Annotated in this window: 21 protein-coding genes; 11 read left to right on the top strand and 10 right to left on the bottom strand. The window is 67.6% G+C overall.

Annotated features, from left to right (window positions below; genetic code table 11):
• Window positions 1-51 precede the first annotated feature (51 nt).
• Window positions 52-345 (bottom strand): hypothetical protein, encoded by a 294-nt coding sequence (locus ACW9UR_RS07730; RefSeq protein ID WP_458916385.1) that lies wholly within the window; start codon window positions 343-345, stop codon window positions 52-54.
• 117 nt (window positions 346-462) lie between these two features.
• On the opposite strand from ACW9UR_RS07730, the gene ACW9UR_RS07735 reads away from it, so the two are divergent.
• Window positions 463-951 carry a hypothetical protein gene (locus tag ACW9UR_RS07735; RefSeq protein ID WP_458916386.1) on the top strand — a complete coding sequence of 163 codons (489 nt, stop codon included), beginning with the start codon at window positions 463-465 and terminating at the stop codon, window positions 949-951.
• 86 nt (window positions 952-1037) lie between these two features.
• On the opposite strand, the gene ACW9UR_RS07740 is transcribed toward ACW9UR_RS07735, so the two are convergent.
• From ACW9UR_RS07740 to ACW9UR_RS07750, 3 genes are all read right to left on the bottom strand, one after another.
• Window positions 1038-2468: a Glu/Leu/Phe/Val family dehydrogenase gene (locus tag ACW9UR_RS07740; RefSeq protein ID WP_458916387.1), complete on the bottom strand. Its 1431-nt coding sequence runs from the start codon at window positions 2466-2468 to the stop codon at window positions 1038-1040.
• A gap of 94 nt (window positions 2469-2562) precedes the next feature.
• Complete coding sequence (gene hrpB / locus ACW9UR_RS07745) at window positions 2563-5013, bottom strand: ATP-dependent helicase HrpB (protein WP_458916388.1); 2451 nt, start codon at window positions 5011-5013, stop codon at window positions 2563-2565.
• A gap of 2 nt (window positions 5014-5015) precedes the next feature.
• On the bottom strand, window positions 5016-5747 hold the full coding sequence (locus ACW9UR_RS07750) for a DUF3108 domain-containing protein (RefSeq protein WP_458916389.1): 732 nt from the start codon (window positions 5745-5747) through the stop codon (window positions 5016-5018).
• A gap of 108 nt (window positions 5748-5855) precedes the next feature.
• On the opposite strand from ACW9UR_RS07750, the gene meaB reads away from it, so the two are divergent.
• From meaB to ACW9UR_RS07765, 3 genes are all read left to right on the top strand, one after another.
• Entirely contained in the window at window positions 5856-6869 is a 1014-nt protein-coding gene (gene meaB / locus ACW9UR_RS07755; protein WP_458916390.1) for a methylmalonyl Co-A mutase-associated GTPase MeaB, read from the top strand.
• Window positions 6870-6930: 61 nt separating this feature from the next.
• Window positions 6931-7755, top strand: coding sequence for a polyphosphate kinase 2 family protein (locus tag ACW9UR_RS07760; RefSeq protein ID WP_458916391.1), 825 nt, complete (start codon window positions 6931-6933; stop codon window positions 7753-7755).
• 199 nt (window positions 7756-7954) lie between these two features.
• Window positions 7955-8941, top strand: coding sequence for a TAXI family TRAP transporter solute-binding subunit (locus tag ACW9UR_RS07765; protein ID WP_458916392.1), 987 nt, complete (start codon window positions 7955-7957; stop codon window positions 8939-8941).
• 7 nt (window positions 8942-8948) lie between these two features.
• Here ACW9UR_RS07765 and ACW9UR_RS07770 read toward each other — a convergent pair whose 3' ends face one another.
• Window positions 8949-9842 carry a DMT family transporter gene (locus ACW9UR_RS07770; protein WP_458916393.1) on the bottom strand — a complete coding sequence of 298 codons (894 nt, stop codon included), beginning with the start codon at window positions 9840-9842 and terminating at the stop codon, window positions 8949-8951.
• A gap of 79 nt (window positions 9843-9921) precedes the next feature.
• Here ACW9UR_RS07770 and ACW9UR_RS07775 point away from each other — a divergent pair, with 79 nt between their 5' ends.
• Window positions 9922-10863 carry a LysR family transcriptional regulator gene (locus tag ACW9UR_RS07775; protein WP_458916394.1) on the top strand — a complete coding sequence of 314 codons (942 nt, stop codon included), beginning with the start codon at window positions 9922-9924 and terminating at the stop codon, window positions 10861-10863.
• Between the two features lie 4 nt (window positions 10864-10867).
• On the opposite strand, the gene ACW9UR_RS07780 is transcribed toward ACW9UR_RS07775, so the two are convergent.
• On the bottom strand, window positions 10868-11563 hold the full coding sequence (locus ACW9UR_RS07780) for a glutathione S-transferase (RefSeq protein ID WP_458916395.1): 696 nt from the start codon (window positions 11561-11563) through the stop codon (window positions 10868-10870).
• Window positions 11564-11730: 167 nt separating this feature from the next.
• On the opposite strand from ACW9UR_RS07780, the gene rpmB reads away from it, so the two are divergent.
• On the top strand, window positions 11731-12027 hold the full coding sequence (rpmB, locus tag ACW9UR_RS07785; RefSeq protein WP_458916396.1) for a 50S ribosomal protein L28: 297 nt from the start codon (window positions 11731-11733) through the stop codon (window positions 12025-12027).
• A gap of 104 nt (window positions 12028-12131) precedes the next feature.
• Here rpmB and ACW9UR_RS07790 read toward each other — a convergent pair whose 3' ends face one another.
• Window positions 12132-12458 carry a hypothetical protein gene (locus ACW9UR_RS07790; RefSeq protein WP_458916397.1) on the bottom strand — a complete coding sequence of 109 codons (327 nt, stop codon included), beginning with the start codon at window positions 12456-12458 and terminating at the stop codon, window positions 12132-12134.
• A gap of 124 nt (window positions 12459-12582) precedes the next feature.
• Here ACW9UR_RS07790 and lepA point away from each other — a divergent pair, with 124 nt between their 5' ends.
• The 3 genes from lepA to ACW9UR_RS07805 all read left to right on the top strand — a co-directional run bounded on the left by lepA (window position 12583) and on the right by ACW9UR_RS07805 (window position 15850).
• On the top strand, window positions 12583-14382 hold the full coding sequence (gene lepA, locus ACW9UR_RS07795) for a translation elongation factor 4 (RefSeq protein WP_458916398.1): 1800 nt from the start codon (window positions 12583-12585) through the stop codon (window positions 14380-14382).
• 860 nt (window positions 14383-15242) lie between these two features.
• Entirely contained in the window at window positions 15243-15479 is a 237-nt protein-coding gene (locus ACW9UR_RS07800; protein WP_458916399.1) for a hypothetical protein, read from the top strand.
• 125 nt (window positions 15480-15604) lie between these two features.
• The gene (locus ACW9UR_RS07805; protein ID WP_458916400.1) at window positions 15605-15850 is read left to right on the top strand and encodes a hypothetical protein; all 246 of its coding nucleotides are present in this window, start codon (window positions 15605-15607) and stop codon (window positions 15848-15850) included.
• A gap of 187 nt (window positions 15851-16037) precedes the next feature.
• Here the strand turns inward: ACW9UR_RS07805 and ACW9UR_RS07810 are convergent, their stop codons facing one another.
• The 3 genes from ACW9UR_RS07810 to ACW9UR_RS07820 form a co-directional block, all read right to left on the bottom strand.
• On the bottom strand, window positions 16038-16184 hold the full coding sequence (locus ACW9UR_RS07810; RefSeq protein ID WP_458916401.1) for an entericidin A/B family lipoprotein: 147 nt from the start codon (window positions 16182-16184) through the stop codon (window positions 16038-16040).
• Window positions 16185-16261: 77 nt separating this feature from the next.
• Window positions 16262-16594: a c-type cytochrome gene (locus ACW9UR_RS07815; RefSeq protein WP_458916402.1), complete on the bottom strand. Its 333-nt coding sequence runs from the start codon at window positions 16592-16594 to the stop codon at window positions 16262-16264.
• A 12-nt stretch (window positions 16595-16606) separates the two neighbouring features.
• Entirely contained in the window at window positions 16607-16885 is a 279-nt protein-coding gene (locus tag ACW9UR_RS07820; protein WP_458916403.1) for a hypothetical protein, read from the bottom strand.
• A 102-nt stretch (window positions 16886-16987) separates the two neighbouring features.
• Between ACW9UR_RS07820 and ACW9UR_RS07825 the strand changes: the two genes are divergently transcribed.
• Window positions 16988-17167, top strand: a complete 180-nt coding sequence (locus ACW9UR_RS07825) for a hypothetical protein (protein ID WP_458916404.1) — start codon at window positions 16988-16990, stop codon at window positions 17165-17167.
• 107 nt (window positions 17168-17274) lie between these two features.
• Window positions 17275-17793: a hypothetical protein gene (locus ACW9UR_RS07830; RefSeq protein WP_458916405.1), complete on the top strand. Its 519-nt coding sequence runs from the start codon at window positions 17275-17277 to the stop codon at window positions 17791-17793.
• The last annotated feature ends 29 nt before the right edge of the window (window positions 17794-17822 follow it).

A 17822-nucleotide genomic window follows, 5' to 3' on the forward strand; every position in this document is an offset into this window, starting at 1 on the left:
CGGGCCAGCGCATCCGCCGAACAGGATTGTTGCCGAAGCGGGAACGATGCCTCAGGTAATGCGGTCCCGGTCCGGGCCCTCGCCGATGCGGACCAGCGCGTAGCGGACGACCAGCCCGCCTGCCAGAAGCGCCAGAAGGTGCCCAAGCGCCTCGGCCCCGTCCGCGCCATATCCGCCTGCATTCATCAGCCGGTCCGCCGCCAGAGCCAGTGCGGCGGCGTAGACAGCGAAGCCCATGCCCAGAAGCAGACCCAGGATCACCCGCGCCGGCGCGTGCAGCACAGGCGGCAGCCAGGCCGGCATTTCCGTCCCGATCCGCACCCGTGCCTTGCGATTCCGCGCCATGTCAGCCTCCGCCGCCCGTTTCCGGTCCAGCAACACCATAGCATTCCGGCAAAGCCGTGACATCACCCGCGCACAGCCCCCCTTCCGCTCGGGCCGCGGCTGGCGTAAGAGCGCAACATGTCTCAGACCGACGACGTCATCGCCATTCTCCGCGTCTCGCAAGGCCGACGGATCTTCAGCTTCGCGGTCCAGGTCGCGCTCGGCCTGCTGTTGGTATGGGTCGCACTGACCATGCCCGAGCGACAGCTCGTGATCCAGGGCCTGCTGCTGCTTCTCGGCCTCGGCGCGCTCTGGCAGGCGCTGGCGGTCTGGCGCGCCACCGGAACCGACGTTGTTCTGACCCGGACCGGGCTGCACGACAGCACCGGCCGCACCATCGCAAGGCTCGACCACATCGAGAACGTCCAGCGCGGCGCCTTCGCCTTCAAACCCTCCAACGGCTTCTCGCTGAAGCTGACCGAGCCCGCACCCCGTGCCTGGGTACCCGGTGTCTGGTGGAGGCTCGGCACCCGCGTCGGCATCGGCGGCGCGACCTCGGGCAAGGCGGCGAAACAGATGGCCGACGTGATCGCCCTGATGAAGGCCGGCCACTTCCCCGAGGACTGACCCGAAGGCACCCGCCTTCCACTTTCCGCAAATATCCCCGCCGGAGGCCCCCGCCGCAGCCCGCGCCGCGCCGGGGGAAACAGGCCCTACAGCCCCTTCGACTGGTAGCTCAGCGCCACCCGTTCGATCGAGACCAGATAGGCCGCCGTCCGCAGATCCTCGACGTCCTGCCGGGTGTGCCAGACCTCGCGCATCGCCTGGTAGGCACCGCGCATCGTGTCGTCCAGCCCCGAGCGCACCAGCTCCAGCTCGCCCGCGCCGCGCAGGTACTTGGCGCGGAAGTCCTTGCCCAGTTCCCAGGCCAGGTCGTGGCTTTTCGACAACCGGTCCAGTTCGTCGACCAGCAGCATGTGCCGCGCTTCCTCCTGCCGGCGCTGCATCCGGCCGAAGCGGATGTGGCTGAGGTTTTTCACCCACTCGAAATAGCTGACCGTCACGCCGCCCGCGTTGGCATACATGTCGGGGATGATGATGCAGCCGCGCTTGCGCAGGATCTCGTCGGCGCCGGCGGTGATCGGACCGTTCGCCGCCTCGATGATCAGCGGAGATTTGATCCGCTCGGCGTTCTCCATGTTGATGACGCCTTCCAGCGCCGCCGGGACCAGGATGTCGCAGGAATATTCCAGCACTTCCGAGCCATGCTCGACGAAAGTCGCGCCCTCGAAACCGCGCACGCCGCCGGTCTCGGCCATGTGCAGGCGTAGGGCGGCGATATTGATGCCGCCTTCGTTGACCACCGCGCCGTCGCGCTCGATCACGCCGGTGATCACCGCGCCGTCGTCTTCCGACAGGAACAGCGCCGCGTGATAGCCCACGTTGCCGAGCCCCTGCACGATCACCCGCTTGCCGTCGAGCTTGCCGTCCAGACCTGCCGCAGCCACGTCCTCGGGGTGGCGAAAGAATTCCTGCAGCGCGTATTGCACGCCGCGGCCCGTCGCCTCGGTCCGGCCCTGGATGCCGCCCGCGTGGGTCGGCTTGCCAGTGACACACGCGCTTGAGTTGATGTCCGTGGTGTTCATCCGCCGGTACTGGTCGGCGATCCAGGCCATCTCGCGCTCGCCGGTGCCCATGTCCGGGGCGGGCACGTTCTGCGCGGGGTGGATCAGGTCGCGCTTGATCAGCTCATAGGCGAAGCGGCGGGTGATCTGCTCCAACTCGTGCGGCTCCCACTCGCGCGGATCGATGCAGAGACCGCCTTTCGAGCCACCGAACGGCGTCTCGACCAACGCACACTTGTAGGTCATCAGCGCCGCCAGCGCCTCGACCTCGTCCTGGTTCACACTGGTGGCGAAACGGATCCCGCCCTTGACCGGCTCCATGTGCTCGGAATGGACCGAGCGATAGCCGGTAAACGTGTGCAATTCGCCCCGCAGGCGCACGCCGAAGCGGACGGTGTAGGTGGCATTGCAGACACGGATCTTTTCCTTCAGCCCGGGCGGCAGGTCGATCAGCGCCGCCGCGCGGTTGAACATGATGTCGACGGACTGGCGGAAGGACGGTTCTTTTGCAAGCTGCATGTCGCGCGATTCCCGGTTGTCGTTATCATTGCGGTCGAGCCTAGCAGCCCCCCGCTGCACCTGTCGCCCATGACCATGTAAACTTTGCGAAACTTCAGCGTTTTCCTGACGTTTTCGCGCGGCGTGTCGGGGCCGCCGCAAGCGGATCCTCGGGCCAGGGATGCTTCGGATAGCGCCCCCGCATGTCCTTGCGCACGTCCGCATAGCTCGAGGCCCAGAACCCCGGCAGGTCCGCCGTGGTCTGCACCGGCCGCTGCGCAGGCGAGAGCAGCGTGACCAGCAACGGTACGCCCGCCACCGAAGGATGTTCCGCCAGTCCGAACATCTCTTGCAGGCGCACCGCGATCTCGGGCTGCGCGCCGGAATAGTCGATCCGCACATTGGTCCCGGTCGGCGCGGTGAAATGCGTGGGCGCGCCCTGCCGCAGCGCCACCTCGCCGCCCGGCCCCAGCCGCGCGGTCAACGCCGGGTGGAGGTCCATCGCGGCCAGTTCCCCGAAACTGCGCACGCCGGGCAGGAAGGGCGCGAGCCAATCCTCGAGCGCGTCCAGCAACGCCGCATCGCCCATGTCCGGCAGCTCCGCGCCCGCGCGCCGCAGCCACTCGGCCCGCGCGCGCAGGCCCTGCGCCGCCGTGCTCCAGCTCAGCGCCTGAAGGCCAAGATCCCGCACCCCCTCCAGCAGCGCGGGGATCCGCGCGTCGTCGGGCGCGTCCTTCCAGGCCTTGTCCGAAAGAACCAAGGCTCCAAGCCGCTCCTGCACCCGAGCCTCGACCTGCCGGTGCCGGCGCGACCAGCGGCACAGCCGGTCCTCGACGATCCGCTCCGCGAACAGCTCGCGCAGCTCGGCCTCGCGCACCGGCAGCGCGCGCCGGATCCGCGCCTCGCGCCGGTCCCCATCAAGATCCAGCGCCACTAGCATCCGCTGCGCGCCCATCTCGTCGCCCGCATCCAGAAACGCGCCCGAGCCGCCCGACAGCAGATAGCGCGGCGCGTCGCCGGGCCGCCGCAGGCCCACGCGATCCGGCCAGGCCAGCGCCGCCATCGCGCCGGGCGACAACGCCCGCCCCTGCGGCGCCAGCTTGCGCAGCCGCTTCGCCTCGGCTCGGACCTCAGCCAGCCGCCCCCGGTCCGCACGCCAGGGCCGCGTCGCCTCGAACCTCGCGGTATCCGCCAGCGCCTCAAGCCGCAGAGTCATGTCGGCGGGCGCGTTCGGCACCGGATCTCGCGCCTCGGCCAGCGCCGCAAGGTCCGCCGCAGCCGCGCCGCCCTCCAGCAACATCCGCGCGAGCCTCGGGTGCACCGGCAGCGCGCCCATCGCCCGCCCCCGGTCGGTCAGCGCGCCACCCGCATCCAGTGCGCCAAGTTCCGTCAGCAGCTCCCGCGCCACCGCATAGGCGACGGGCGCGGGCGGCGTAGGAAACGGCAGCTCTGCCGGATCCGACGCGCCCCAGAGCGCCAGTTCCAGCGCAAGCGGCACCAGGTCCGCCGTCTCGATCTCGGGCGGCGGGAAGGCCGCCAGCGCGCCCTCCTCTCCCTTGGTCCACATCCGGTAGCAGATACCCTTGGCGACGCGTCCGGCGCGGCCCCGGCGCTGCTCGGCCTCGGCGCGGGTGACGCGCTCGGTCACCAGTCGGGACATGCCCGTCGCCGGGTCCAGCCGTGCCCGCCGCGCGCGGCCGCAATCGACGACCACCCGCACGCCCGGAATGGTCAGCGAGGTCTCGGCGATCGCCGTCGCCAGCACAACCCGCCGCCCCTCGCCGGGCCGCAACGCCGCCCGCTGCGCCTTGAACGGCAGTCCGCCGTGGAGCGGCACCACCTCGGCCCCGACCTTCAGCGCCGAGGCGACGCGGTTGATCTCTCCCTGTCCCGGCAGGAACACCAGCATGTCGCCGTCGGTCTCGGCCGCCGCGCGCTGCACCAGGTCCACCGCGCCCGAGACGAACCCGCGCCCGACCAGCGTGCCCGGCCCCAGAGGCCGCTGCAGGTAGCGCGTCTCGACCGGAAACGCCCGCCCCTCCGAAGTCACGACCGGCGCATCGCCCATCAGCCCGGCGACAAAGCCCGCGTCCAGCGTCGCGGACATCGCAACGACCGCCAGATCCTCGCGCAGCGCGCCGCGCACCTCCAACACCAGCGCAAGGCCCAGATCCGCCTGCAACGCGCGTTCGTGGAACTCGTCGAAGATCACGCAGCCGACGCCCGAAAGCTCCGGGTCCGACTGCAACATGCGCGTCAGGATCCCCTCGGTGATCACCTCGATCCGCTTTCCCGCGACCGAGGCTCCGCGCATCCGGTAGCCCACCGCGCCACCCGGTGCCTCGCCCAGAAGTTCCGCCAGACGCTCGGCGGCGGCGCGGGCGGCGACCCGGCGCGGCTCCAGCATCAGGATCTTGCCCTCAACGACCCCCGCCGCATCCAGCGCCAGCGGCACCTGCGTCGTCTTGCCCGCCCCCGGAGGCGCCTGCAGCACGCAGGCGCCGGCATCGCGGACGGCCGCGACAACCGACCCGAGGACGGCGGCAATCGGCAGGTCTTCGGTCACGCTCAGTTTCTTGTGGCGCGGGCGGTGCCGTAGGTGGTGACGACCTCGACGCGGACAGCGCGCATCATGCCCGCATCCTCACGGAAGAACACCTTGAACGGAAAGACCTTCTGCTCGGCCAGCTTGCGCGGCGAGAACCCGCCCTCGCGCGAATAGGCCCCATCGCACGACCACAGATCGCCCGCCTTCTCCCGAGGCTGCAGCCAGACCTTGAACGAGCGCGAGGCGTCGTAGACCATCGTCGAGCGGTTGCAGGCCTGACCGACCGGGACATCGCGCAGCAACGTCCAGGCAGCGCTGACCGGATCGAGGCTGCCCCCCAGTTTCGACGGATCTGGCGCATACTTGGGGTAGTTCGTCGGCGGCACGGTCTCGGCCCTCACGGGAAGCCCGCCCCGAAAATCCAGGTAATAGGCGCGCGTCTCGCCATTGCTGTTCTTGTTCGCGCGGTACTGTTCCGGCTGCAGCTTGAAATTGCTGACGATCCGCCCCGAGGAATTGCCGACATAGCCGAAATCGAACAGCCGTCCGACCAGCCCGCGCCCGCGAATGCGCGCCTCGGCGCTGTAGCGGTCGCCGGAGGTGTTCACCGCGATGCTGGCAGAGCCGACGCTCAGCCCCGCGATCGAGACAGTGTAGCTCTGGACTTCCTGCGACTGCGCGGCCACCGGCACAGTCGCGCCCATCGCCAGCAGGCCGAGCGCCCCCAGCGCCCCTCGGATCCGTCCGGTCATCTCAGACCTCCTGTAGCTGCTATGCGGGGCGCTGCTCTGGACACCCCGGCCTCACCCGGAACATATGTCACGGACGCCTCGCTTGTGCAGGGGCAATTCGGCCATCCCATGTGGGAGAAGATCACTTTGCACGACAATCCCGAAACACGGGCGGCGGCGGTAGCGGCGGGGGACCGCCGGGCGCTGGCCCGCGCGATCACCCTGGTTGAAAGCCGCCGCGCCGCCGACCGGCAGGCTGCCGACACGCTGCTCGCCGCGCTGCCCCAGCCCGACCCGCCGGCGCTGAGGCTGGGGCTTTCGGGCACGCCCGGCGTCGGCAAGTCCACCTTCATCGAGGCGCTCGGCGTAAAGCTGGCCGACGCGGGCCACAAGGTCGCGGTGCTGGCGGTCGACCCCTCGTCCTCGCGCACCGGCGGCTCGATCCTCGGCGACAAGACCCGGATGGAACGGCTTGCGCGGCATCCCAACGCCTTCATTCGCCCGTCGCCCTCGGCAGGGGAACTCGGCGGCGTCGCGCGCCGCACCCGCGAGGCGATCCGGCTGGTCGAGGCGGCAGGCCACGACATCGTGCTGGTCGAGACCGTCGGCGTCGGCCAGTCCGAAACGCTGGTCTCGGAAATGACCGACATCTTCCTGCTGCTGCTGGCCCCGGCAGGCGGCGACGAGCTTCAGGGCGTCAAGCGCGGCATCATGGAGATCGCCGACCTGATCCTCGTCAACAAGGCCGACGGCGATCTCGAGGCGCAGGCCAACGCCACCCGCGCCGATTACGGCTCGGCGCTGCGGCTGATGCGGCCCCGGCCCGGCGACCCCGAGGGGTATCCGGCAGCGATGTGCGTCTCTGCCGCCACCGGCAAGGGCCTCGATACGGCGTGGGAGACCGTCGAGCGGCTGGCAGAGGCCCGCCGCGACAGCGGCGCACTGACCGAGCGCCGCGCTGCCCAGGACCTGCACTGGTTCCGCCAGGAGTTCGAGCGGATGCTGCGCGACCATGTGCACGCCGACCCAGCCCTCGCGCCGGTTGCGGACAAGCTCGAAGCGCAGGTCACGAACGGCAGCCGAAGCCCGACGGCGGCGGCCGCCGAACTGCTGCGCGCGGTGACAAACCGCCGAGGCGCTTGACCCGGATCAAGGCCCCGCCCTCCGATCCAGGCATTCTGAAGCCGACGAAACAGGAGGCCCCATGCCGCATACTCCGCCCAGCCTGGACAAACTCGACCTGACCCTTCGCCTCGACCCCGAGACCTACGAGAAGAAACTCGCCAAGCTGCAGCACAAGCTGATGCTGATCCAGCAGGCCTACCTGTTCCAGCGCCGCGCGGCGGTGCTGGTCTTCGAAGGCTGGGATGCCGCCGGCAAGGGCGGCACGATCCGCCGGATCTCGTCTGCGCTCGACCCGCGCAGCTTCAAGGTCTGGCCCATCGGTGCGCCCCGGCAATACTACCTCGAGCGGCACTTTCTGACCCGGTTCGTGGAACGCCTGCCGCCCGAGGGAGCGATCACGGTCTTCGACCGCTCCTGGTACGGGCGCGTGCTTGTCGAGCGGGTCGAGAAGCTGACGCCGAAGGCCCGCTGGCAGGCCGGCTATGACGAGATCAACGCCTTCGAGAAGATGCTTGTCGATGACAACACCCGCGTCGTGAAGATCTTCATGCACGTCTCGCCTGAAGAGCAGCTTGCGCGGTTCCAGAAACGGCTGATGGACCCGATGAAGCGCTGGAAACTCAGCTACGAGGATTTCCGCAACCGCAAGCGCTGGGACGACTACCGCAAGGCCATCGACGATATGTTCGCCCGCACCTCGACGCCGTACGCGCCTTGGCATGCGGTGCCTTCGAACAACAAGAAATACGGCCGGATCGCAGCCATGACCCATATCGTCGACCGGCTGGCCGACGGGGTGGACCTGTCGCCACCGGGCCTGGACTCGGCGGTGCTGGACGAGGCGTCCAACCATTTCGATCTGTCGGATACGCTGGTGCGCGACCTTTCGGGGCGGACGGACTGACCGCGTTTCAGCGCGGGAATTGTCACAGAACCGCCCCAAAGCGCGGGTTACATCTGTCCCCGAAAGGGAAGCCGCGCGCCTGCGCGGCAAGGGGGGACAGCATTCCGGGACCATTTCCCATGACCGCGCGCGCCGCCCTTCCGGCAATCCCCGCCGGCGCGCCCGCACTTCCGCGAACGAAACTTGAGGGGTACGTTTCATGCGAGGGACTTTCGCACTTCTGACCGCCGCCGCGCTGGCGGTCTCGGCCGCCACCGCCCAGGCGCAGAGCGCCATCAAGGTCTATACCGGCGGCGCGCCCACTGGGCAGGGCTCGGCCTATCACGAGGGCATTGGCCAGGGCGTCCTCGACGTGCTCGGGCCCATCGCAAAGGAATACGGCTACACCGTCCAGCTGGTGCCCACCAACGGTTCGGTCGACAACGCGAACCGGCTGGCCTCCGAGGATGCGGGCCTGGCCTTCGGCATCGGTCAGGGCGGGCTGAGCTACGCGCCCGTCGACAGCGGCGCAGTCAAGATCGTGCGCAGCGACCTGCCCGGTGAATGCGCGATGGCCTTCACCAAGGAACCGCAGATCGCCACCTGGGGCGACATCGTGAACAATCGCGACCGGATCACCTGGGTCGTGCCCGACAACAGCGGCTCCAAGGCGTTCATCGAGCGTCTCTATGCCGAGGATGCGAACTTCGCCGGCTCGACCCCCAACTTCGCCTTCACCTCGGGCGCGGGCAAGATCCTGGCCGAGGTGCAGGACAGCGCCAAGCGCGGCATGGTCGGCTTCTACTACGCCTACCCGAACCCGACCGGCGGGCTGATCAACATGGCCGCGAAAGAGGATCTGTCGATCTTCGGCGTGCTCTCGCCCGACATCGCCAAGACCGACGGTGCCTATTACCTGAACCGCAAGGCGCCCTACAAGCTCGCCTGGCTGGGACTGGGCGAGACCAAGACCACCCGGGCCATGTGCTCCAAGGCACTGCTGTTCGCGAACGACGTGACCAAGATCACCGACAGCTGGGCCCGCGAGGATGCCGAGAAGATCCTCGCCGCCGTCGCCGGGGCCAAGCCCGCCGAGATGGTCGCCAAGAACGGCCCGCTCGCCAAGCTGATGCGCCAGGTCGAGGAGATGTCCGAGGAGTTCGGCGTCAACGAGATGGTCACCGACCTGGAAAAGCAGCTCAACTAAGCTCCGCTCAGCCAAGCCCTTCGGCATCCGCGCGCCCCCGCGCGGGTGCCTCGCCCTTGCGAACCGCCGGGCTCAACCCGATCGCCGCGATCACCAGCACCGCCGCCGCCACCTCGCGCAGGCCCACCACCTCGCCGAAGGCCAACGCGCCGATTGCCATCATCGTCGGCAGCTCGAACGCCCCCGCCGCCGCCGCACGGCCCGGCCCGACATGCGGCGCGGCCCGCACGTAAAGCCACTGCGGCAGCAGCGCCGTCAGCAACCCGCTGCCCAGAAGCGCCGCCCAGCCCAGCCCCGAGACCGGCAGCAACGTTCCCGGCTCGGCCAGCGCCGCCATCGGCAGCAACCCCGCGACGGTGCCCAGCATGGTCGCGGCAAGCTTCTCCATCGGTGCAAGATCCGGCGCCAGTGCCGCCAGCCCGACGATCACCAGCGCGAAGAACGCGGGCGCGGGCAGCATCATCAGCAGCGCGACCGGATCGCCCACGCCCGCGCCTCCGCTGGCCAGCAGCGCGCCCGCCAGCACCATGACCGCCGCCGCGATGGCCCGCCCCGACGGCGCGATGCCCAGCAGCAGCCAGGCGAAGACCAGCGCGAAGGCCGGATAGGACATGTAGACCACGCCCGCCGCCGCCACCGTGGTCCGCTCGATCGCCTCCAGATAGGCGACCCAGCCCAGCCCGCAGGCCAGGCCCGCGCCCGCCAGCACCAGCACCTGCCGCCGCGCGCCCCTGCGCCATCGCAGGAAGGGCACGGCGACCAGCGCGGTCAGCCCGTAGCGCGACAGGGCGATGGCCGACGGGTCCATCCCCTCGGCCTGAAGGATCCGGGCGAACAGCGGGACGAGGCCGAAGAGCACGGCGCAGAGGGCGATGGTCAGGGTGGCGGAGGATTGTTTCATGCCCCGTCTGATACGCCGCGCCGCAGCATCTGAAAAATTCCAAGTTTTCACACTCGACATGAAATGATTTAATGCATCCATGCTTCCCCGCCTCGGCCTCAACCACCTCGCGCTGATCTCGGCCCTCGCCGAGACCGGAGGCGTGTCCGCCGCCGCCGCCCGGCTGGGGATCACGCAATCCGCCGCCAGCCACCGCCTGCGCGAGGCCGAGCGGCGCACCGGGTCGATCCTCGTGACCCGCACCCCCTCGGGCGCGACGCTGACCCCCGAGGGCGAAAGGCTGCGGGCCTTCGCGGACCGGGTGCTGCCGGATCTCGCGCGGCTGGAGCAGGAAATTGCCACCTCGGCGGGCGGCCCCCGCAGGCTGGTACGGCTGGGACAGGCGACCTATTCGCGCTGGCACTGGTGGCCAGCCTTCCTCGACCACCTGAAGCGGCGTGAGCCGGATTTGGCCGTGGACCTCTCGGGTGCGGCGACCGCCCGCCCGCTGGGCGCGCTTCAGGACGGGCTGGCGGATGTCTCGACGATCTACGGGCGGCCCTCGACGCTGAAACGCTTCCGCTGGGTGCGGCTGGCGACCGACCCGCTGGTCGCGGTGATGGCTCCGGGCCATCCGCTGGCCGCGCTCGACTATGTCGATACCACGATGCTGGGCGAGACCCGCGTGTACACCTACCCGTTCGCCACAGAACCGGGCTTCGAATGGGAGCTGATGCTGGGCCAGCCGACCGAGCCGCTGCGCAACCTCGCGCCGATGCCCTCGCCCGAGGCGGTGATCGACCTGGTGCGCGCAGGCTTCGGGATCAGCTTTCTCAGTCGCTGGGCGATCGAGCCCGAGCTTGCCGACGGCACGCTGATCGCCCGCCCGGCGGCGGCTGGCGGCTTCGGCCTCGACTGGTTCGCGGTCACCCGCGCCGACGAGCCCGAGGACGGACCGGCAGCCCGCCTCGTCCGGGCGCTTGTCGCCTGGCAGGGCGGGCGCGGCGCGGGCCTCGCAACGCTTGGCTTCGAGGGCGGTTGAAGGCTCAGGTCACCGACCGCAGCGAGGCTTCGATCTGCCCGCCGCACCAACTGTCGCCGTAGTCCTCGCGGGTGCGCTCCCGCAGCGCGGCCTGTGCGGGCAGCGCCCTCACCCGGTCCGTCAGCCCGGCAATGGCGGGCGCACAGCGCTCCAGCATCGGCCGCAGCGAGGGGAAGGCATCCGTCATCGTGCCCCACAGGACCGCCGTCACGATATCCGCGACGCCCGGCGCGTCGGTGCCCAGCATCCAGCCCGCCCCGGCGCTCGACCCGTTGCGGCGGCCGGTCTCCTCGAAGATCCGCATCCACCGCTCCAGCCGCGGCTGGAATCCGGCCCAGTCCTCCGGCGTCCACATCTGCGAACCGTTGTCCCGCGTCATGTCACCCAGTACATCGTTCGCATCACCGATCACCTTCAGCGTCATCGCGATGCCCGCCGGATCGCCCGGCATCATCCCCAGCCGCAGACCCACGTAGCCAAGAATCGCCGGCAACTGAGACAGCGTCACCCCGGCCGCGTGGTCCGTCAGCACCGGCGGCCCCATGTGCGGCACCAGCTGTTCCTGCACCTCGGCCTGCCTCTGCGCGGCAACAGCCTCGAAGCCCGCCTCGGCCCAGTTCGCACCGGCCTGCTCCAGAACCGCACGGACGAACTGGCCCCGGAACGGCACCGGCCAGTAGTAGAGCGTGTAATCGGCCATACGGCCTCCTGTCATGGGGATGACATCAACAGGCTCCAAGGCCCTTGACGCCACCGGGAAACGACCTTAGACACCGGGCTTCGAGATTCCCGGCCGCGTCCGCGCGGCCTTCCGGGCTTATGCCTCGGACGACCGAACGCGAACCGATTTAGACAAGGACTAGCAACATGTCCCGTCGCTGTGAACTGACCGGCAAGGGCCCGATGGTTGGCAACAATGTCAGCCACGCCAACAACAAGACCAAACGGCGCTTCCTGCCGAACCTGAACGACGTGACCCTGGCAAGCGAGACGCTGGGCCGGTCGTTCAAGTTCCGCATCAGCGCCTCGGCGCTGCGCACCGTGGACCACCGCGGTGGCCTGGACGCCTTCCTGGCGAAAGCCCCGGACGCCGACCTTTCGGCCTCTGCGCTGAAGGTGAAGCGCGACATCCAGAAGGCGACCACCGAAGCCGCCGCCAGCTGATCGCGCATCAGCCGCTGAAGATTGCGAAAGACCGCCCGGCCCGTCCGGCGCGGTCTTTTCCTTTGTCCGGACGTAACCGCGCCAGCGCGGCAGGCCGCCGGGGCTCAGCCCCGGCAGCGCATCTCGGCAGCCTTGCCCCAGGCGCGATACCGGTCCAGGAACGCCTGCTGGCCGCGTTTCTCGCGCAGCTTCAGGTAATGGTCGGGCTCGGCGATGATCTTCGCCGCCTGGCGCTGATCGCTCCGGCTCAGGCTGACATCGGCCAGCGACTGTGCGCAGCGGCAGACCGAGGGTCCCGGGCTCCGGGCCGATCTGAGACAGGCGCTTTCGGTGATCCCGGCTGCCAGACCGGGCACGGGCGCGGCCAGCACGGCGGCTCCCAGGACAATGGCAAGTGTGGCGCGGCGCAATGGGCCCTCCGTCAGCGTCATTCCCCCCTGCCCCGATTGGTGCCCGAGCGCAGAGTCGCGGTCAAGCCTCGCATGCCGCTCAATGCCGCGACCGTGGCGCGCGAGAACCATTGACCATCCCGCAAAACAACCGCATATCGCCCCCATGACAGAGCCCCGCAACATCCGCAATTTCTCGATCGTCGCCCATATCGACCACGGCAAGTCGACACTGGCCGACCGTCTGATCCAGATGACCGGTACCGTCTCGGACCGGGAGATGAAGGACCAGCTCCTCGACGCGATGGACATCGAGCGTGAGCGCGGCATCACCATCAAGGCCAACACCGTCCGGCTGGAGTACAAGGCCAACGACGGCGAGACCTATGTCCTGAACCTCATCGACACGCCGGGCCACGTCGACTTCGCCTACGAGGTCTCCCGCTCGATGCAGGCGGTCGAGGGCTCGCTGCTGGTCGTCGATGCCTCCCAGGGTGTCGAGGCGCAGACACTCGCCAACGTCTACCAGGCCATCGACGCCGACCACGAGATCGTGCCGGTGCTCAACAAGGTCGACCTTCCGGCGGCCGAACCGGCCCGCGTGCGCGCGCAGATCGAGGACGTGATCGGCATCGACGCCTCCGAGGCCGTGGAAATCTCGGCCAAGACCGGCGTCGGCATCCCCGACGTGCTGGAAGCCATCGTCACCCGCCTGCCCGCCCCCGTGGGCGACCGCGACGCGCCGCTCAAGGCAATGCTCGTCGACAGCTACTACGACGCCTACCTCGGCGTGGTGGTGCTGATCCGCGTCATGGACGGCACGGTGAAGAAGGGCGACCGGATCCGCATGATGAAGACCGGCGGGCTCTACCAGATCGACCGCCTCGGCGTGTTCCGCCCGGCGATGGTCGACGCCAAGGAACTCGGCCCGGGCGAGATCGGCTTCCTCACCGCCTCGATCAAGCAGGTCCGCGACACCGCGGTCGGCGATACGATCACGCACGAGAAACGCCAGTGCGAGAAGGCGCTGCCGGGCTTCAAACCCTCGGTCCCGGTGGTCTTCTGCGGCCTCTTCCCGGTCGATTCGAACGACTTCGAGGACCTGCGCGACGCGATCGAGAAACTGCAGCTCAACGACAGCAGCTTCTCCGCCGAGATGGAGACCTCGGCCGCGCTCGGCTTCGGCTTCCGCTGCGGCTTCCTGGGGCTGCTGCACCTCGAGGTGATCCGCGACCGGCTGGAGCGCGAGTACGACATCGACCTGATCACCACCGCGCCCTCGGTGATCTACCACGTCTACCAGCGCGACGGCTCGATGATCGAGCTGCACAACCCTGCTGACATGCCCGACGGCGCCGACATCGACCATATCGAGGAACCGCGCATCAAGGCGACGATCCTGGTGCCCGACGAATACCTCGGCGACGTGCTGAAACTGTGCCAGGACCGGCGCGGCGTGCAACTGGACCTGACCTATGCGGGCGCCCGCGCGATGGTGGTCTACGATCTGCCCCTGAACGAGGTCGTCTTCGACTTCTACGACCGCCTGAAATCGGTGACGCGGGGCTATGCCAGCTTCGACTACCAGATGATCGGCTACCAGGAGGATCAGCTGGTCAAGATGGCGATCCTCGTGAACGACGAGCCGGTCGACGCGCTCGCCACCATGGTCCACCGCGCCCGCGCCGAGGCCCGGGGCCGCGCCATGTGCGAGAAGCTGAAACAGCTGATCCCGCAGCACATGTTCAAGATCCCGATCCAGGCAGCCATCGGCGGCCGGATCATTGCCCGCGAGACGATTTCCGCGCTAAGAAAGGACGTGACCGCCAAGTGCTATGGCGGCGACGTCACGCGGAAGAAGAAGCTGCTGGAGAAGCAGAAGGCCGGCAAGAAGAAGATGCGCCAGTTCGGCAAGGTGGATATTCCACAGGAAGCGTTTATTTCGGCGCTGAAGATGGATGGGTGATTTGAACAGGCTCAGTTAATGAGAGTATCTTTTACTCTCTTGATCGAAGTACTCCTAAATTTTTTGCCATCCCTATAATTTCGGAGAGAATATTGTGCGCCGCTTATTTGAGGACAGGTCGTGGATATTGAGAAGAAAAGACGGGAAGAATTAAAAAGCGCACTTTCTGAAGATTTTGAGTGCCATGAAGAAGTTCATTTACGGCACGCGACTTTCCAGAAACATCACGTCCGCGCGGATCTTATCGCTATTCCGCATGACCCAAGACTACACAGATTTGCACTCGCTTTCGAAGTAAAAGAGCCAGCTAATTCTTGGCACTACGCGAGGTGGTCCCATGTGGTGAGGCAAGCATACGACTATGTTTTCGCTGAGATCGATGAACGGTCGAATCTGCCTTCGCACATGGGCCGGAGGATATCGGGCGCATTCATCTACCCAGCACCTCCATACCTCCCAGAATGTCGCGCTCCTTCGAATTCACCCTACCTTCGGCCGGGGAGTGAGGAAACTACAGCCGGAATACTGCATCTGGCGCTCCACCTGAGAGTAGGTTTTGGCTATTGGAACGAGCACTCGAAGGGCCCACGCTTTACTCTAAACTTTGGCCCAAATCGGGTTTGGGAACAAATATATGGCTTTCGTAACCAAGGGATTAACTTGATCTCTGGGAAGAGACCACTCGGATCCCGTCGTATCGATTTCGTAGAAGAGTTGAAGGGCTTCGACCACCGATTTACTTAATTGGGGTCGAGCCTAGTAGGCGATGAAACAAAAGTAGGGCGGGCTCTAACCGACCGCCATCACTCCATCGGAACCCACCTCCGCCCCAACCGTTGATCCTCCGAAAGGAGGCTCCCATGAGAACCGGGCTACGCTATTTCAACATCGCGCTGATCAGCTTCTGTGCCTTCTGGGTCGGCATTCTCGCCGCCCTGTCGCTGGGGCTGTTCACTTGGCAATCCTTTGCCGTCGCGGGCACCCTCGCCCTGGCTGTCGGCATCCCCGCGGGGCTTTACGCAACGCGTATCATCAAGCGCGACGACCCGCACTGGCCGCCCGAGCGCCACTGGCGCCGCCGCCAGCAGCACGGGTAACCCTCGACACGGCGGGATCCGGCATCAGCCGGTTTCCGCTTTTCGGGGCCATCCCGCGCCCCCGCGCTTGCCGGAGCCGCCCTCACTCTGAATCATCTCGCAATATGTCGATGTGAGGAGCGAGCATGAAACCCGGAACCTCCCCCAACGATAACGCGGCACAAGCCACGAAGGACAAGCTGGCCGAGCTGGAATTCGAGTTCCCCCCCACCGGCGCGCCCGATGACCCTTCAGAGGATATCGGCAAGCCGACCGACCTGCCCGAGGCTCCCTCCGCCCCTGACTTCCCCGCGCTTTCCCTGCCGGAGCAGGCGGAAGCCGGCATCGACATGTCCGCGGCCAACCTGCCAGACGACATCTTCGCTCTCTGAAAAAACGCTCTCTGGAAGACGAGAGGATCCGGCCCCTGCCGGGACCGGATCCTCTCACCAAACCCGTGCAAATCGGGCGTTTACGAAGTTTTGACACTCTTTTCAGACGTAAAATCATGGGGTTAAGGGGGTTTTCACGATGAAACGCCCCTTTTTCATCCCGATTTCACGCTGAAACCGGCGCGGCTCACAGGTCGTTCTGGACCTCGTTCGCGGTCTCGCTGATCTCGTCCCCGGCATAGCGGATGTCCTGCCCCGCGCCCTCGACGGTGTTGCAGGCTGCAAGCCCCAGCAGGGCGATCAGGGCGGCAAGCGGTGCGATACGGAAGCTCATGGCGGTCTCCTCTCGATTCTGTCAGACCGCCAACGCAGCGCCCGCCCCCGTTGTTCCACTCAGCCCCATTGTTCCACTCAACGCTGCACGTTCTCCAGCGACTGGATATAGGCCACCAGATCGTGCACCTCGTTCGGCACCATCAGGTCCCCGAACTGCGGCATCGCGGCGTGATACGGCGGGAAGTAGATCCGGCTGAAGATCTGGTCCCGGTCCCGATAGACCGCGATCGCCGAGAAACTGGGCGGGTATTCCTTGAACGCCCCGCCCGGCTCCACGTCGTGGCAGTCGGCGCAGACCATTTCGGCCAGCATCTGCCCCCGCTCGGCATTCCCCTCGGCATCCTGAGCGCTCGCCGGGGTTTGCAGGATGAAAAGCAGCGGCAGCGCCGCCAGTACGGCAGGTCTCATCCGGTCTCCTTTCTACGGATCAACGTTCCGCGCGGCTTCTCCATGCTCGTCCATGAAGTGCCGCAGCGCCGCGAACAGGGTCCGCGCATGGTTCAGGTCGTCACGATGCAAAGCCTCGCGAATGTCGTCGCAGATCATCGTCTGGATCTGCTGCGGCCCCCGGTGCTGGTGCATCAGGTAGTCCGCCAGCGCCGCCGAGGGCGCCAGCTCCATATGCTCGTGCTCGCCGATCGCGGCGATTTCCTCCTCGGTCAGGCCGGTCATGCCGATGATGTCGTCCAGGCTGATCATTGTCGTTTCCTCCCAGTCCGCCGACTCTGCACCATCCGGCGCGCGCATGCGTTGACCTCGGTCAAGCTGTTCACGGCGCCCGGATCATGGCACACTGGGGCCATGCCGAAGCCCGTCGTCATCCTCGCCCTGCTCGTCGCCGCCTGGGTTCTCTACACCCAGAACGGGGGCAAGCTGCCGCAGAACGCGCTCGGGACCGGGCTGAAGAGCGATGGCCGCGCCATCCCCGCCGCCCCCGCCATCGTAACCGGCGGCGCAAAGGACGCGGCCAAGGGCCTCTGAGCCCGCCGCCGAGCGAAGAATCCCACAGTTCGGCAGGAGACGGGGGTTGCCCCGCCCCGGCGCGGGCTTCTAGCCTCGGGGCGCACAGCACCACCGGAGGTCCACCCATGTTCCGCGCCCTCGGCCTGACGGCCCTGCTCGCCCTTCCCGCCGCCGCCCAGGACCTCGCGCCGGGGCTGGAGCAGATCGGCGTCATCGAGGCCACCGTCGGCGGCGAGGCCTTCACCGCGCCGATCGTCTACGACACCGAGCGTCAGCGCGGCTACGCCCAGGCGCGGGAGATCATGGGCCGCGTCAGCGTGAACGCCGTAGGGCAGGTGCTGACCCCGCAGGGCACCCCCGGCGCGCCGATGTTCCAGGTCACCTTCTGGGATCGGGACGGCACCCTGGACCTGATGACGGCCGAGGTCTTCGACCAGGGCTTCGACAGGCCCCTGGTGCTGGAGCCCGAGATGGGCAAGGGCGGGCTGACCGCCGCAAGCGTCGACGGGCGCAGCTACACGCTGACGCTGGAGGCCGAGATGCAGCGGCTCGAAGGCTATTCGAAGGGTGAGAACAAGGCGCTCGACACGCCGCTGGTGCCGGTCACCATGGAAGTCAGCTTCACCCTGCCCGAAGACGGCTGAGATTGACGTCGCTCAAGGCACCGCCCCCC

This window comes from Halovulum sp. GXIMD14794 (genome assembly GCF_054457455.1).